The sequence below is a fragment of the Myxococcus sp. MISCRS1 genome (assembly GCF_026626605.1).
Lineage (GTDB): Bacteria > Myxococcota > Myxococcia > Myxococcales > Myxococcaceae > Myxococcus > Myxococcus fulvus.
On sequence record NZ_JAPNKB010000001.1, the window covers coordinates 3294699 to 3309845 of the forward strand.

The 15147-nt window shown below is 68.0% G+C and carries 16 protein-coding genes; 9 read left to right on the plus strand and 7 right to left on the minus strand.

The window, feature by feature from the left end; translation table 11 throughout:
* Nucleotides 1-59: 59 nt before the first annotated feature.
* The gene (locus OWM54_RS12670) at nucleotides 60-344 is read left to right on the plus strand and encodes an antibiotic biosynthesis monooxygenase family protein (RefSeq protein ID WP_223747749.1); all 285 of its coding nucleotides are present in this window, start codon (nucleotides 60-62) and stop codon (nucleotides 342-344) included.
* Between the two features lie 51 nt (nucleotides 345-395).
* Nucleotides 396-1634: a THUMP domain-containing class I SAM-dependent RNA methyltransferase gene (locus OWM54_RS12675; RefSeq protein ID WP_267697689.1), complete on the plus strand. Its 1239-nt coding sequence runs from the start codon at nucleotides 396-398 to the stop codon at nucleotides 1632-1634.
* On the opposite strand, the gene plsY is transcribed toward OWM54_RS12675, so the two are convergent.
* Both plsY and OWM54_RS12685 read right to left on the minus strand, forming a co-directional pair.
* Entirely contained in the window at nucleotides 1551-2129 is a 579-nt protein-coding gene (plsY, locus tag OWM54_RS12680) for a glycerol-3-phosphate 1-O-acyltransferase PlsY (protein WP_223785731.1), read from the minus strand. The genes OWM54_RS12675 and plsY overlap by 84 nt on opposite strands.
* A 9-nt stretch (nucleotides 2130-2138) precedes the next feature.
* Nucleotides 2139-2570: a DUF2752 domain-containing protein gene (locus tag OWM54_RS12685; protein ID WP_223747747.1), complete on the minus strand. Its 432-nt coding sequence runs from the start codon at nucleotides 2568-2570 to the stop codon at nucleotides 2139-2141.
* 89 nt (nucleotides 2571-2659) lie between these two features.
* On the opposite strand from OWM54_RS12685, the gene OWM54_RS12690 reads away from it, so the two are divergent.
* A complete protein-coding gene (locus OWM54_RS12690) occupies nucleotides 2660-3232 on the plus strand; it encodes a DUF4920 domain-containing protein (RefSeq protein WP_267697690.1) in 573 nt (190 codons plus the stop codon).
* A gap of 3 nt (nucleotides 3233-3235) precedes the next feature.
* Nucleotides 3236-3943, plus strand: coding sequence for a hypothetical protein (locus OWM54_RS12695; RefSeq protein ID WP_267697691.1), 708 nt, complete (start codon nucleotides 3236-3238; stop codon nucleotides 3941-3943).
* 537 nt (nucleotides 3944-4480) lie between these two features.
* Here the strand turns inward: OWM54_RS12695 and OWM54_RS12700 are convergent.
* From OWM54_RS12700 to OWM54_RS12715, 4 genes are all read right to left on the minus strand, one after another.
* Nucleotides 4481-5395 carry a hypothetical protein gene (locus OWM54_RS12700; protein ID WP_194869177.1) on the minus strand — a complete coding sequence of 305 codons (915 nt, stop codon included), beginning with the start codon at nucleotides 5393-5395 and terminating at the stop codon, nucleotides 4481-4483.
* A 94-nt stretch (nucleotides 5396-5489) separates the two neighbouring features.
* A complete protein-coding gene (locus OWM54_RS12705) occupies nucleotides 5490-7034 on the minus strand; it encodes a radical SAM protein (protein WP_267697692.1) in 1545 nt (514 codons plus the stop codon).
* A gap of 117 nt (nucleotides 7035-7151) precedes the next feature.
* A complete protein-coding gene (locus tag OWM54_RS12710; RefSeq protein WP_223746463.1) occupies nucleotides 7152-7847 on the minus strand; it encodes a hypothetical protein in 696 nt (231 codons plus the stop codon).
* 36 nt (nucleotides 7848-7883) lie between these two features.
* Complete coding sequence (locus OWM54_RS12715; RefSeq protein WP_267697693.1) at nucleotides 7884-11090, minus strand: TonB-dependent receptor; 3207 nt, start codon at nucleotides 11088-11090, stop codon at nucleotides 7884-7886.
* Between the two features lie 231 nt (nucleotides 11091-11321).
* Between OWM54_RS12715 and OWM54_RS12720 the strand changes: the two genes are divergently transcribed.
* The 5 genes from OWM54_RS12720 to OWM54_RS12740 all read left to right on the plus strand — a co-directional run bounded on the left by OWM54_RS12720 (nucleotide 11322) and on the right by OWM54_RS12740 (nucleotide 14569).
* Nucleotides 11322-12074 carry an energy transducer TonB gene (locus tag OWM54_RS12720; protein ID WP_223746461.1) on the plus strand — a complete coding sequence of 251 codons (753 nt, stop codon included), beginning with the start codon at nucleotides 11322-11324 and terminating at the stop codon, nucleotides 12072-12074.
* Nucleotides 12075-12140: 66 nt separating this feature from the next.
* Nucleotides 12141-12824, plus strand: a complete 684-nt coding sequence (locus OWM54_RS12725; protein WP_141325234.1) for a MotA/TolQ/ExbB proton channel family protein — start codon at nucleotides 12141-12143, stop codon at nucleotides 12822-12824.
* A gap of 128 nt (nucleotides 12825-12952) precedes the next feature.
* The gene (locus OWM54_RS12730) at nucleotides 12953-13366 is read left to right on the plus strand and encodes an ExbD/TolR family protein (protein ID WP_223746460.1); all 414 of its coding nucleotides are present in this window, start codon (nucleotides 12953-12955) and stop codon (nucleotides 13364-13366) included.
* Nucleotides 13366-13866, plus strand: coding sequence for an ExbD/TolR family protein (locus tag OWM54_RS12735; protein WP_046711534.1), 501 nt, complete (start codon nucleotides 13366-13368; stop codon nucleotides 13864-13866). Before OWM54_RS12730 ends, OWM54_RS12735 begins: the two co-directional genes overlap by 1 nt.
* Before the next feature lie 79 nt (nucleotides 13867-13945).
* Complete coding sequence (locus tag OWM54_RS12740) at nucleotides 13946-14569, plus strand: DUF2378 family protein (RefSeq protein WP_074949874.1); 624 nt, start codon at nucleotides 13946-13948, stop codon at nucleotides 14567-14569.
* On the opposite strand, the gene OWM54_RS12745 is transcribed toward OWM54_RS12740, so the two are convergent.
* On the minus strand, nucleotides 14470-15042 hold the full coding sequence (locus OWM54_RS12745) for a hypothetical protein (protein WP_223746459.1): 573 nt from the start codon (nucleotides 15040-15042) through the stop codon (nucleotides 14470-14472). The genes OWM54_RS12740 and OWM54_RS12745 overlap by 100 nt on opposite strands.
* Nucleotides 15043-15147: the final 105 nt, after the last annotated feature.

Genomic DNA, 15147 nt, shown 5'->3' on the forward strand with positions numbered 1-15147 from the left:
GTTTCTCCTCCCCGCGCGGGCATCCCCAGCCCGCCCCGACGTGTTCCAGGTGAGTGCCCATGATTGTCGCCATCTCCCGCTTCCGCGCCGCGCCCGAGGACGCCGAGCGCCTGGTCGCCCGCTTCCAGGAGCGCGCGCGCAGGGTGGACGCGCACGAGGGGTTCCTGGGGCTGGAGGTGCTGCGCTCGTTCGAGCGCTCGCCGGAGCTGCTGCTGGTGACGCGCTGGCGGGACAAGGAGGCGATGCGGCGCTATTTCCAGTCGGAGGACTTCCGGAAGGCGAAGGAGGCCAGCGCCGAGCAGGAGGGGGCCACCTTCGCCATCTACGAGGTGGTGGGCACGTGAGGCGCGTATTGGATTCCCAAGCAGGCGCAGGTCGTCTATGGGCGGTGTCCCATGGCTGAACGCATCGCCCTATTCGCCACCACGACCCGAGGCACCGAGGACCTGCTCGCCGACGAGCTCAAGGAGCTCGGCGCGCGCCGCATCCGCCAGGACCGTGGCGGTGTGCGCTTCATGGCCTCGCTCGACGAGGCGCTGAAGGTCTGTCTCTGGTCCCGCATCGCCATGCGCGTGCTCTACCCGCTGGGCGCCTTCGAGGCCCGCGGCGCGCAGGGCCTGTACGACGCAGCCCGCGGCGTCCCGTGGGAGGAGCACCTGACGCCCACCACGACGTTCGCCGTGGACGCGACGCTGAAGGACAGCGAGCACAGCCACTCGGGCTTCGTCGCGCTGAAGGTGAAGGACGCCATCGTCGACCGCATGCGCGACGTGGTGGGCACGCGGCCGGACGTGGACACGAAGAACCCGGACGTGAGCGTGGTGGCGCACCTGTCGCGCGACACGCTGTCGCTCTCGTTGGATTTGTGCGGCGAGCCGCTGCACCGCCGGGGCTACCGCGTGCGGCCCACCGTGGCGCCCCTCAAGGAGACGCTGGCCGCCGCCATCCTGCGCGCCGCGCGCTACACGGGCGACGAGGCGCTGGTGGACCCGATGTGCGGCTCGGGCACGCTGCTGATTGAGGCGGGCATGATGGCCCGTCGGCGCGCGCCCGGCCTCAACCGCGACTTCGCCGTGGAGCGCTGGCCGGAGCTGGGGGCTCGAGCAAAGGAGCTGCTCGCGGACATGCGCGCGGATGCGCGGCGCGACGAGCGCAAGGTGGAGGTCCCCCTCTGGGGCTTCGACAAGGACCCGGAGGCCCTCGACGCCGCCCAGCGCAACGTGCGCGCGGCCCGGCTGTCCGAGGAGATCACCCTGGCCGAGGGCGACGCGACGAAGCTGCCGCCGCTGCCGGCCTCCAGTGGCCTCATCCTCACCAACCCGCCCTATGGAGACCGCATCGGCACGGGCGGACAGAAGGGCATGAAGAGCTTCTATTACAAGCTGGGCGAGTCCTTGCGCGTGCCCGGCTGGCGCGTCTGGGTCCTCAGCGGCAACCCCGCCTTCGAGAGCGCCTTCCACGCGCGCCCCTCCGCGCGGCGCGACCTGATGAACGGCCCCATCGACTGCACGCTGCTCGGCTACCGGCCCTCGGGCGGCGGCGGCGAGGACTCAGAAGCGCCGCTCGGTGCGTCGCATGAGCCGGTGGATGTTGCTCCGGTGCGTCCACAGCATGAGGGCGAAGAGGACCGCTGAGAGGCCCGCGTACTCGGGCGCGCGGGCGGTGAGCGCGGACGTGCCCACCGCCGTCGCCCCCGCCGCGAGCGAGCCCAGCGAGCTGACGCGCCACACCGCGAAGATGGCGATGAAGACGAGCCCGGCGGCCAGGGCCGCCTGGGGCACGAGCACCAGCAACACACCCAGCGCGGTGGCCACGCCCTTGCCACCGTGCAGCCTCAGCCACACCGGGAAGACATGGCCCAGCACGGCGGCGAGCGCCACCAGCACGTGCACCCCGGGCAGCTCCGGCACCAGCCGCATCGCGAGCGCCACCGGCAGCGCGCCCTTCACCGCGTCGAGCACCAGCACCACCGCCCCCAGCTTCTTGCCCGCGACGCGGGTGACGTTGGTGGCGCCGATGTTGCCGCTGCCGCTCTGGCGCACGTCCACGCCGCGAAGCCACCGCGTCAGCAGGACACCGAAGGGGATGGAGCCGGCGAGGTAGCCCAGCAGGACGAGCGCGAGAGTCACGACCCCACGCTATAGCAGCAGGTGGGGGAAGCGCGTCTTCACCACCACGTAGGCGTAATTCACCAGGACGATGACGGGCATCACCACCTGGAACGCCTTCCACTCCCGAAGCGAGAGCTGGATTTCGGGGATGGGGACGGCGAACACCAGGTGCACCACCATGGCCACGGCCGCGAGCGCGAACAGCACGGCGGCCACGGTGCCCAGGGGGTTGGCCTCCCACGCGCCCACGAAGTTGAAGTGGGCCACGCGGTCCGCCACGCGGGTGAGGCCACAGCCGAGGCAGGGCCAGCCTGTCCGCTCGCGCAGCACGCAGCCCCAGAACGGGATGAGCTTCGCCACCGGGATGAAGCGGGCGACGAGCAGCCCCACGAGGCCGATGAGGCCCAGGTAGTCCACCGTGCCAAGCCGGCGGTTGCGAGGAGGGAGGAAGACCTTCATGGGCTGCGCGCCCCGGGGTGTGCGGGAGTCACACTCTAGTACGGGCGCCGCCTTGCCGGGGCAACGAGTTTTGACTAAGCGGGCAGGTCATGAACTCGCTCCGCACGTCCCTGATGCTGCTGGTCGCTGTTCCCCTGGTGGCCCTCGCTGGCGACAAGACGCCCGCCAAGGGAAAGACGGCTGACAAGGCCGCGGCCGCCGCCGACTGTCACCACCCGGCCGACAAGGCCGCGGCCGCGCCCAAGCCCGAGGCCGCGAAGGACGACAGCTGGAAGCTCACCCGCGGCGAGGCCCTCAAGGGCGCCTCCGAGGTGAAGCTCGCGGACCTGCTCTCCAAGCCCCAGGCCCACGACGGCAAGACGGTGCGGCTCGAGGGCACGGTGCGCAAGGCGTGTGAGAAGAAGGGCTGCTGGATGGAGCTCGCCCCCGAGGGCCAGGCCAAGGGCCCGGGCGTGCGCGTGACGTTCAAGGACTACGGATTCTTCGTGCCGCTGGACTCGGCGGGCTCGCAGGCGCGCGTGGAGGGCGTGGTGAAGGTGGCCGAGCTGAGCGAAGGCCACGCGGCGCACTACGAGGCCGAGGGCGCCATTGTCCCGCGCGGCGCGGACGGCAAGCCGCGCGAGGTGCAGTTGGTGGCGACGGGCGTCGAGCTGCGCCGGTAACACATGGCGCGCAGCTTCAGCATGAAGGGCGTGCAGGGCGCCGCGGACCGCGCCGTCCAGCACGCGAGGGCGTGGTTGCTGGAGACGGAGCCGGGTTCGCGCGTGCACGACGTGCAGTCGGACCCGCGCTTCCAGCATCGGGGCGTGGACCTGCTGTGGGAGCTGCCCTCGGGAGAGGTGCGCGGCATCGAGGTGAAGGGGGACCGCAACGCCACCCGGAAGCGGTACTTCTTCGAGCTGGTGTCCAACCTGGAGAAGGACACCCCGGGCTGCTTCCTCTACAGCGGCGCGGACCTGCTCGTGTACGTGTTCCTCTCGCAGGGGGAGATGCACGTGTTGCCGCTGCGCGCGGCGCGCGACTGGTTCCTCCCGCGAGCGAAGGAGTACCCGCTCAAGCACGCCTTCACCCAGACGGGCGCCATCCGCTACACGACGGTGGGCGCGGTGGTCTCCACGCGAGACGTCGTCGAGGGCGTGCCCAACGTGCTCAAGATTCCCCTGAGGCGCTCGACGCCGCTGAGAGCCCAGGAGGAGTCCACGACGCCCGAGGCTCCGGGCGCGGCGGCCATGCCCACGAAGCAGGGCGAGCTCGAGGACATGGCCCCGGTGAAGACCGCCCAGGAGGACGCGAAGCCCGCGCCGAAGAAGCGGGCGCGGCGCCGCAAGTGCACGGACGCTTCCGAGAGCAGCGGCCCGGGCACGTCGGAGTGACGGGGCGCTCACGAGCCCATCGCTGACCTGTCAGCGCGTCCTTCTTCGAGCCCTCGCGCCGTGGTGTCAGCGAACTCACGGCCAGTGACGGCAACGAGCGTCGCGGGGTAACGCTGCTCGTATGCAGCCTCGAGACAGGGACCTGGCCCTCAAGCCCACGCGCCAGGCAGATAGAGGCCTCACACCCTGGTGGCGACGAGGGTTTCAGGATGACCGCGGTCGTACGCGGCCTTGAGCCCGTGACTCGGGCTCTTCGTCACGGCCCATCAAGCCCCTGCGCCAGGCCGGATGAAGACTCACGACATGGCGAGGCGACAAGGGTTTCAGGATGACCGCGGTCGTACGCGGCCCTGAGCCCGTGACTCGGGCTCTTCGTCACGGCCCATCAAGCCCCTGCGACAGGCCGGATGAAGACTCACGACATGGCGAGGCGACGAGGGCTTCGCGATGACCGCGGTCATGCTCTGCCTCAAGACATCCACTCGGGCACGGCGTCGTGGACCCGAGGTCCGCGCGCCGTGCCGGAGGTCCTGCTCACTACCTGTGACGGTGACGGTTGTGACCGGGGTGGATGCGGTCGTGCTCGGACTCGAGCCGCTCGGCGATGCGCATCAGGTCCAGCAGGGCCACGCGGTCGTTCTGCGCCTTGTAGATGTGCTCCAGGCGCGGCATGAGGTCCAACGCGAGGTGCAGGTCCTTGTTCTCCTCCGCCCACGCCAGCAGCGTCCGGGCGGCCGTGGCGGCCACGCCGTGCGTCTGGAGGTGGATGAGGCCGTCGACGGCCAGGATGCGAGCAATCGGAGAGCGGCTCGTGTCCTCGGACAGCTTGACCAGGTCCGTCGCCGCCTCGTCCTTCTCGCCCTTCGCCGCGCGCACCATCGCGCGCGAGATGCCCTTGCGGTCCGGCAGGAAGAACTCCTCCATCTCCGCGAAGGACTCCGCGTGATTCACGTGGCCCGAGCGCGCGAGCAGCTCCGCGAGGCGGTCGAACAGCTCCGCGTCCTTCTCGGAGAACGGCGCGAGCGCCTCCTGCATGAAGCGCTCCTGGGGCAGGCCCTTGTCATCCACGGGCAGCCGCGCGCGCAGGCTGGTCATCCTCTCGAAGGCCGCGCTCACCGGCGCATCCGTCTTGCCGTTGAGCAGCTCCAGCAGCGACTTCATGAGCGACGCCAGCGTGTCCGTCATCTCATGCGGCGCCACGCGGTCCGGCAGCCAGCGGCGCCACAGCTCCACGGGAGCGGCGACGACGAAATCCTTGAAGGGCCCGGTGCCCTTCCACTTCGACTTCCACTGCTGGGCGATGCCCAACGGGAAGGTCGACTCCGACAGCTTCCGGAAGTCCTCCTCCGTCACCGGGATGCCGTAGTGGCCGAGCGTCCCGAGCAGGGCCTCCGTCGAGAACTCCTTGAGACCCTTCTGCTGCCAAGCCTTGTCCACGCGCTGCGTGCTCACCTGGTTCTCCGCTGCCCCTGGGCGCCGGCCATCGGCGCATGCGGTCTTCTAGCGGAACCCGGGCCCACAATGCATGGCCCTCGTACGCCCGCCGTCACGCGGCCGACGGCGCGGGCGCCACCTTCGGAACAGTGGGCCAGAGGGTGGGATTGCGCCGCCCATCCTCCACCCGACGCGCGAGATAGGGCTCACAGCCCCTCGCCTCGAAGGCCTTCTTCCACGCGGAGAAGCCGCCCCCCGCCCGCCAGGCATCCATCGCCGCCAGCCCACCCTCGGGACCACACTGGGCCAGCATGTACTCCACCCAGGCCCAGCGTGCGGACGTGGGACGCACCTCCGCGCGTCCCCGCAGGCCCTTGCGCAGCCGCTCCAGCCGGTTCTCCACCTCGCGGATGCCCGCGAAGGGCGCGCCGTCCAGCGGCGTGTTCCGCTTGGCCACGAAGGGGGCCACGCCCAGCGCCACGGGGAGGATGCGCGACAGCTCCGCCGTGAAGCGGATCAACTCGTCGATGTCCGTCCCGTCCTCGAACGGAAGGCCCACGACGTTGTACACCTTGAGCTGCTTCATGCCGGCGGTCCGGGCATACCCGGCCGCGCGCACAATCTGTTCCTCGGAGTGCTTGCGGTCCACCATGTCCCGCATCCGCTGCGAGGCCCCGTCCGCCGCCACCGTCAGGTTCGTCGCCCCGCCCCGGCGGAGTTGATCCACCAGCTCCTGCGTCAGCCGATCCGCCCGGAGCGACGACACGCCCACCTCGCGCCCCGAGTCCACGAGGGTGCGCAGCAGCTCGACGATGCGCGGGTGGTCCGTCACCGCCGCGCCCACCAGGCCCACCCTCTTGGCGTTGTCCGGGATGAGCGACAGCACCCGCTCCGGCGGCACCGTCCGCATGCCCCCGTTGGTGGTGCGCCGCATGACGCAGTAATGGCACCCGCGAGAGCAGCCGCGCTCCGGCTCGATGAGGAACATCGAGCGCAGCTCCGTGTGCGGCGTGATGATCTGCGAGCGGGCGGGCAACCGCGAGTCCGTCGCCCGGGCCACGTGGTAGCGCGCCCCTCCCCTGCCCGGCACCCGAAAGCCGGGGATGCGGGCCAGATGATCCAACAGCGCCTCGCGCTCCATGGAGGCCGCGGCCTCCACCAGGACGTGGATCAGCTCCTCGGACTCGCCCTGGACGAGCACGTCGACAAAGGGCTCCAGCGGATCCGGGTTGGAGAACGTCAGGGGCCCACCGGCGACCACCAGCGGATGGCGACCATCCCGGCGCTCCTCCGCCAGCACGGGCAGCCCGGCGAGCTCCAGCAGCGAGAAGAACCCCGTCAGCTCCAGCTCGTACGCCACCGAGAACGCCAGCATCTGGAAGCTGGAGACCGGGGCCTGGGACTCCCAGGTGAACAGCGGCGTGCGCGTCTTCTTGAAGGCCTCCACGTCATCCGGGAGGAACACACGCTCGGCGGTGGCACCGGGGTGCTGGTGGATTTCCCGGTAGATGGCCTGGAAGCCCAGCGAGCTCATGCCCACGTGGTAGGGGCTCGGGTAGCAGAGCGCCACGCGGAAGGGCGCGTCCTTGTAGAGGGTGCCCTCTTCGTCGTCCAGCAGCGAGCGGACGTGGTGGATGAGTGAGTAACGGCCCTCCATGTGCCTCCAGTGGGTACTGCCTCCAAACACCGCGGCCCCGACAATCCACTCCCTGAGGAGGGCTGCCGGGGCCGCGAGGCGCCACCCAGGCGGGTGGCGCTGTTCAGCGATGGACGACTACTTGAACGACGGGACCGGCTTCGACGGCACGCAGATCGCCGTCGTCGCGCTCACCTGGAGGCACTCCGTGGCGAAGTCCGGGTTCAGGTTCGCGTTGGTCGCGCACGAGGTGGCATCGGACGGGTCGCAGGCGACCGCCGGCCACATCGAACGGATGGCGTAGTTCGAGGTGCACCCATTGCGCGTGTACTTCACCTGGCCACGCAGCTGCGTACCCGGCGTCGACGGCGCCGCGTACACCTGGATGTTGCTGAACTCGTAGCTGATGGTCGTCGCCGGAAGCGTCTGCGTGGCCGCGGCGTTGACCGAGGCAACCGAGAGCGTCTCCGCCGTGCAGAACTCATCCGCGTCCGGCTCGGTGTCGAACCGGCCCAGCGCCGTCTGATCCGTCGTGGGGCCCGGGTCGCGGTTCGCGATGGACGCCACGCCCTGCGGACGCAGGGTGAGCAGCGAGTTGCTCAGGTCATCCGGATCGCTGAACTTGTAGACGCCCACCAGCTCACCGACGGGAGCCCGCAGTTCACAACCCACGCCATTGGCATCGACAGGGTCGTCGATGGGGTCATACCGGGTCGCCCAGCTCGCGCTGTCCTGCACGAAGCAGGGAGCCTCGGGCTGGTCGAAGTTGCAACCCGTCAGCAGACCCGCCGTGCCAACAAGGACCATTGCCGCATTGAAGATGTTCTTGGTCATGTGACTTGAAATCCTGGTTCCGTGAATGGCCAGTGACTAGAACGTGTACCGGACACCAAGGCGCATCTGGCGCGGCGGCTGGTAGCTGGTCGGGTTCTTGAAGTTGGGGTTGACGTCGTTCTCGACCGTGCCGAACGGCTCGTCGCGCTCCTCGCCGGCCTGCCACTGGACGTTGCCAGGGAGGTCGGACGGCTTGCCGCCCGCGATGGGCTGCACGGAGAGCAGGGTGTACGTCTGGTCGACCGTGCTCACGCCCTGGAAGTTGAACAGGTTGAACACGTCCAGGGTGACGGAGATGACGCTGTCCTTGCTGACGCGGTAGTTGACGCCGATGTTGGAGTCAATGACGTTCAGCCAGGGCGTACGACCACCCGCGCCACGGGGGAGGACGAAGGACTCGTCCGGACCGTAGAGCGAGTGCGCGCCGAAGTAGTTGATCGGCGAGCCGGAGTTGCCGCGGTAGGACAGACCCAGGCTGGCGGACAGCTCGTTCGTGAAGTTGAACTCCTTCGCGCCGAACACCTTGATCTGGTGCGTACGGTCGAACGGCAGCGGACCCGTGCGGTTGGCCAGGAGGCTGACGAGGTCGAAGTCCGACAGGATGTTCGGGTCGAGCTGCGCGGTCTCCGGGCGGAACAGACCGGGGTAGTTACCGTTCAGGCGGGACCAGGTGTAGTTCGCCGCGGCGAGCCAGCCATCCGAGAACGTACGGTTCAGGTAGACCGTGACGTTGTCGTAGTTACGCTCCGGCTTCGGGAACTCCTTGGCGAAGCCGCTGCCCGGGTTGCCGAGGAAGTACGACGCACCGTCATCGCGGCTCATGTCCTCGATGACCATGTTCATGTTGCGGTGCGTGTAGCTGGCGCCCACGCGGGTGTTGGCGATGAGCTCGTACTCAGCGCCGACCACCAGCTCGTTGGACGACTGCGGCTTGATGTCCGGGTCGATCGGCTCGTTCTCGACCTTGCCACCCGTGTAGAGGCGGTTCGGGTTGCGGTTGCTCTCGGGCTGCGCGAGCACGTAGGCCGGGTCACGGCACTCCGTCTGCTGGCTCTGGCGGTCCGTGGGGTTGCAGCCCGCCTGCGTGTCCGACGCGAGCGCGCGGCGGGCCTCGTAGCGACGCTCACCCGGGAACGCGCGGTCGAGCATGTTCAGGGGAACCTGCTCGTAGTAGCGAGCGAAGTTCACGAAGAACTTGGTGCGGCCGTTGGCGAACGGGTCGACGATGGCGCCGAGGCGGGGCGACCACTGGTTGCCCATGATGAGCGCCAGCTCGCCGTCGCCGCCGTACATCGCCTGCACGTCGTAGCGCACGCCGAGGTTGAGCGTGACGCGGTTGGCGATGGACCAGGAGTCCTGCAGGAAGCCACCGACCGTGGTGCTGGTGGTCTTCGACTGCTGGGTCAGCTGGGTGATGGGGCTGTCGGGCGAGGCCTGGTAGCCGTAGCGACGGTAGTCCTGCACCGCGCCGCCGGAGTAGGGCTGGCCGTTGAGCGTCGCGCCCGCATACGGAGCGGACTCACGGAAGTACACGCCACCGCCGTACGCCTTGAGCTGGTCGTAGGACAGGAACTCCGCGTCCGCACCGGCCTTCAGCACGTGGGTGCCGAGCGCGTTGAGCAGGTAGGTGGCCTTCGCGTTGAACTGGTAGCGATCCAGCTTCGAGTCGTTCATGTAGCCCGGGCCACCGACCGTGTAGCCGATGACGGGGCAGCGCTCGACAACGACGGGATTGCCGTCCTCATCGACCGTCTCGAACGGGGCGCAGGCGCCCTCCTGCCCGGCGGGCAGGGCCTCGAGGTCCGCCAGGGAGCGCTCGCTGGTGTACTGGAAGCGGGAGTAGCCCGCGAGGCCCTCGGAGGAGCCCAGCTTGCTGCCGTCCGCCGGCAGGGTGGACGCCGTCTGGTGGAACCAGCCAGCCGTCGCGTCGACGAGGACCTTCTTGTCCATGAACGCGCCGCCGTACTTCAGGGCGACGGACGTGGCGTTCGCGTTCGTCTCCGTGAAGGCGAAGTCGCCCGGACGGGAGAAGATCGCGCCCGGCAGACCACCGGACTGCGGGTTGATGGACAGCTTGCCCATGCCACCCGTGGTCGTCGGCGTGCCGTTGAGGGCGAGCGAGACCGTGTGGTCCTGGTTGATGAGGTAGGTCAACTTACCCATGTACTGCACGGTCCGGGAGTCAGCGTAGTACTGACGATCCGAGCCCGCGATGGGGTCGACGACCGTGAAGCCCGTGTCGTCCGTGACCGTGTTGCCCTGCGCATCCAGGCGGATGGCGTTGAGCGTACGGGTGTGCTGGTAGCGCGTGAAGGACGGCGCGAAACCGGCGAAGAACCACAGCTTGTCCTTGAGGATCGGACCACCGAGGGTGGCGCCGAAGTCGCCCATGTTCTTCAGCTCGTTGAGGCCGCTGATGACCGAGCCTTCCGACCGGATCGTCTTGCGGGTACCCTCGAACGTGCCAGGCGTCCAGTTGGCGAACACGGAGCCGTGGAACTCGTTGGAGCCCGACCGGGTCACCGCGTTGATGACGCCGCCCGTGGAGCGACCGAACTCCGGCAGGTAGCCGCCGGTGATGATGTTCACGTCCTGCACGAACTCGATGCTCATCGGGCTCGCGTTCACGCCGTAGGCCGGGTCGTTCGTGGACAGACCGTCCACCACGTAGCCGTTCTCAGGCGAGGTCGCGCCGTTGATGGAGACACCGTACTGGTCGTTCTGGGCGCCAGGCGCCAGCTCGGCCAGGGACTCGAAGGAGCGAGCCGCGCCGCTCTTGCCACCCGGACGGGCGACCGCGATGCGCTTGATGAACTCCTGATCCACGTTGACGCCCGTGGTCGTGGAGCCCACGTCGATGGTCGGCGGGGCGCCGACGATCTCGACCACCTCACCGAGGGACTCGGGGAGCAGTTCGACGTTGACGCGGATGGTGCGGTTCAGACGCAGCTGCACGTCCGACCGGGCGTAGGGCTTGAACTGCTCCTTCTCGAACCGCAGGGTGTAAACACCAGGCGGAAGCTGGGGAATACGGTAGTTGCCCTGTGCGTCGGAAACCACGGTCTGCTCACCCTGAAGGTTGGGCGAGGTCGCGGTTACCACCACGTCAGGAACAGGCTGCCGACTCTGAGCGTCGATGATCGTTCCGATCATCGTGCTCGACTGCGCGAAAGCCGCCGATCCATAAAGCAGACCTGCGGCCAGGACAACTCCGGTTTCCCGGAGCACTCGGTTCAAGTGCATACCAGACCCCTCCAAGGTGGGCTGCAACCGAAAATGACTGGGGAAAATATCCGAGGTCGAGCAGTTGTCAATAGACCGTTGCTTTTTGGTAACCAGTGGGGCAATTGCGCGATCACGTCAGTTACCCTTGACCGTGCTCACTTGAACCCGGAACGCGTTTCTGTATGGTGGCGCGCCCTTTCAGCCGGGGGTGGCGTGGTGGGTGTCCACTGGTGAAGAGGAGTCTAGTACATGTTTGATTCAGTCCTTGACCGCGGTCAGGCGCCCAAAGCGCGGTTCGGTGTGGGAACCACCATCTCGGTGATCCTGCATGTGGCGCTGTTCGTGGTGGCCTACGTTCTTTCGACGAGGCCTCCGGTCGAGGAGGAGAAGGAGATCGAGGTGACGCTGAAGGCCACCATGGCCCCGCCGCCTCCTCCGCCGCCGCCCCCTCCCCCGGCGGCGACCTCCAAGCCGAAGACGACCCCGAAGAAGCCCAAGAAGCCCGACGCCATCGTCCAGCCCAAGGAGATCCCGAAAGAGGTCCCCAAGGAGGTCGAGCCGACCGAGCAGCCGGAAGAGGCCGCCGAGGAGCCCAGTGAAGAGGCGGTCGAGGGCGGTGTCGAGGGTGGCGTGGCCGGTGGTGTCGTGGGCGGCGTCGTCGGTGGTGTGATCGGCGGCGTGGTCGGTGGACAGCTGGGTGGGACGGGCACGGAAGTGCTGCCGTTCGGTGCGGGCATGACCCGTCCGGAGAAGGTCTCGGGTCCGCAGCCCGAGTACACCCGCGAGGCGCTCGAGTCTCGCGTGCAGGGCACGATGATCGTCAAGTGCGTCATCACCGTGGAAGGCCGTGTGGAGCGCTGCCGAATCATCAAGCCCCTGCCCCACATGGAACAGGCCGTCATGGACGCCCTGACGTCGTCACGTTACAAGCCCGTCACGTTCCAGGGCCGTCCGGTCCAGGTGGATTACACCTTCACCCTGAATCTGAAGCTGCCGCGCTGATCCGGGCGCGCCGTAGAGAAGCACCGCCGACCACCCCGCGCTCGTGAGGAGGAGCGCTCCAAAGCCATGCAATTCACTCTCGTCGAAATCTGGGCACACACGGGCCTCTTCGCCCGTATGATCATCTTCACCCTGGCCATCATGTCGGTGGCGTCCCTGGTCGTGATGGCGGAGCGGATGATCGTCTTCCGCAAGACCCGGTCCGACAGCCGCAACTTCGCGGCCAAGATGGGTGCCATCCTGGCAAAGGGTGACCTGACCACCGCGGCCAACACGAACCTGGGCAAGGACGTGGGCCACCTGGGCCGGGTGATCAACTCCGGTCTGACGGCCTACCGCATCAGCCCCAACAACAAGGACGTGGCGGTGGAGTCCGTGGCCCGCGCGCTCGAGCGCCAGGCGCAGCGCGAGGTGCAGAGCATGAAGCGCGGCCTGGGCCTCCTGGCCACGGTCGGCTCGACGGCCCCCTTCGTCGGTCTGCTCGGCACGACGATGGGTATCGTCAACGCCTTCCAGCTCATGGCGGCGGCCGGCTCCGGCGGTCTGGGCACCATCTCGGCCGGTATCGCCGAGGCGCTCATCACCACGGCCTTCGGTCTGCTCGTGGCGATCCCCGCCGTGATGGCCTACAACTTCCTGCAGGGCTGGGTGGATGCTCGCGCGGTGGACATCAGCGAGTCCTCCAACGAGTTCCTCGACGTCGTGGCCCGCCACCTGGGCGGCGGCGCGCAGTCCTCGCACGCGGCCTGAGCAGTCACCGGCGAGCCCGGGGACGACCCGAGGCCCGCCTCCTGAAGTGAACGCGGCTCCTGAACCTCGGGGCTCGCGACGCCACCTTGGGAAGGCGGGCTTCCACCATCCGGAAGCAGGTTAAACGCATGGGAATGTCAGCAGGCCCCAAGGGGGGCATCAAGAGCGACATCAACGTCACGCCGCTGGTGGACGTGGTGCTGGTGCTCCTCATCATCTTCATGGTCGTCACCCCCATGCTCCAGCGCGGCAAGTCCGTGGAGCTGCCCAAGGCCACCGAGATCGAAAAAGAGAAGGGCAAGGACTCGGACCCTCTCTACGTCTCCATCACCCCGGACAAGAAGGTGTTCGTGGAGAATGATCAGGTGGACGAGCAGGCCCTCCAGGACCGCATCGCGGAGGAGCTGGTGAAGGACCCGGGCAAGAAGATCCTGCTCAAGGGTGACAACACGGTGAACGTGGGCGACGTGCGCAAGGTGCTCGACGTGGCCCGCAAGGCCAAGGCGAAGCAGATCGCGCTCGGCGTCGAGGAGAAGAAGTAATGGCCGGCCACAAGCAGCGCCAGTGGGTGAAGCCGCAGTCGGCGCCCAACTCGGAGATCAACGTCACGCCGCTGGTGGACGTGGTGCTGGTGCTCCTCATCATCTTCATGGTCGTCACGCCCCTCCTGGAGAAGGACATCCTGGTGCGCGTGCCGGACACGGAGGTGGAGAACGAGCCGCCTCCCGAGGATCCGAACAACCAGCAGCTGGTGGTCCTACTGGACAAGGACGGCAGCTACTCCATCAACACGGAGAAGGTGCCCGCGTCGGACTACATCAACCGTCTCAAGCGCATGCTGGCGGCGAAGAAGGCGGACGAGAAGGTCGTCTTCTTCATGGCGGACGACGCGACCAACTACGGGCGGCTCATCGCGGCCCTGGACGGCGCGAAGGCGGCCGGCGCGAAGGTGCTCGGCATGGCGACGGAGCTGCCGTCGAACGCCATCATCCAGGGCACGCAGGTGGACACGGGCACCCCGGCGCCCGCTCCCACGCCCTGACATCTCCCTCCCAGAGCCTACGCTCCGGGTTGGAGTCGCGGTTCACAATCAGAAGCTCGTCGGCTAGAGTCCACTCCTCATGGCCGACGAGCTTCTCGTCTTTGAACAGACCATCGAAGCCCTCTTCCTGCGCGCGCTGCACGGGCGGCTGACGCCTGCCTGCAAGCAGCGGCTGAAGCAGGCGGGGCTCGACGTGGACCAGAAGCTGCGTCCCGCCTACTCCTTCACGTCCTGGATGGCGTTCCTGCGCATCGCCGCAGAGGAGCTGTTCCCCCAGGAGGCCGTCGCCCAGGGGACCTGGAAGCTCGGTGAGGCTTATATCGAGGGCTTCCGCGAGACGATGCTCGGCCGCGCGGTGCTGTCGCTGCTGCGGGTGCTGGGGCCTCGCCGGACGCTGATGCGGGCCACGCAGAACTTCCGGGCGGGCAACAACTACACCGAGTCGAAGCTGGTGGAGCTCACGCCCACCCAGTTCGAGCTGTGGATGAACGAGGTGGGCGACTACCCGGACTTCACGGCGGGCATCATCCACGCCGGCCTGCGAGTGGCCGGCGCCCAGGAGGTGCGCGTGGAACCGTCAGGCTACGACGGCCACGCCTGCACCTATCGCATCAGCTGGAAGGAAGCCTCGGTCTCCTCGGGCGTGGCCGGCAGCGGCGACTCCAAGGCAGCCATGAGGTCCGGGTCCATCAGCTCCCTGTAGATGAACTCGGCGATGAGGCCGGTCACCATCCAGATGGGCAGGATGTAGAGCGAAGTCATCTGCCCCATGATGGCGCCCGCGTCGCCGTAGTACCAGATGCGGTAGCCGGTGAGCCGCTCCAGGACCAGGCCGCTGAAGCCCTCGAACAGCAGGATGCCGACGCCATAGACGGCGGCCCGGAGGCTGGCGTGCTGGTAGAGCATCCAGCGGAAGACGGGCTCCACGAAGAAGAAGCAGGCGATGGCGTAGATGAAGAACATCCACAGCGAACACTGCCCGTATGCGGTGACGGCGGGGGTGTCCCAGATGGCGTTGAGCCCCAGGCGGTCATCCACCCGCCACTGGAACTGGAAGAGCGAGCCGAGGACGGGCACGTCCCGGGATACGCGCACCAGGTTGTAGAAGAAGATCTCCGAGCTGATGCCCACCATGCCGTAGAGGCAGAAGCGGAACATCGCGAAGGCGACCTTCATCCGCTGACCCCGCTTCATGTCTGCCCGGCGGATACGGACCGGACGACGCCGCTGAATCTCCTGCGACCCCATTTGCGTCATTCCCCCTGCGTTCCCCAACTCCCC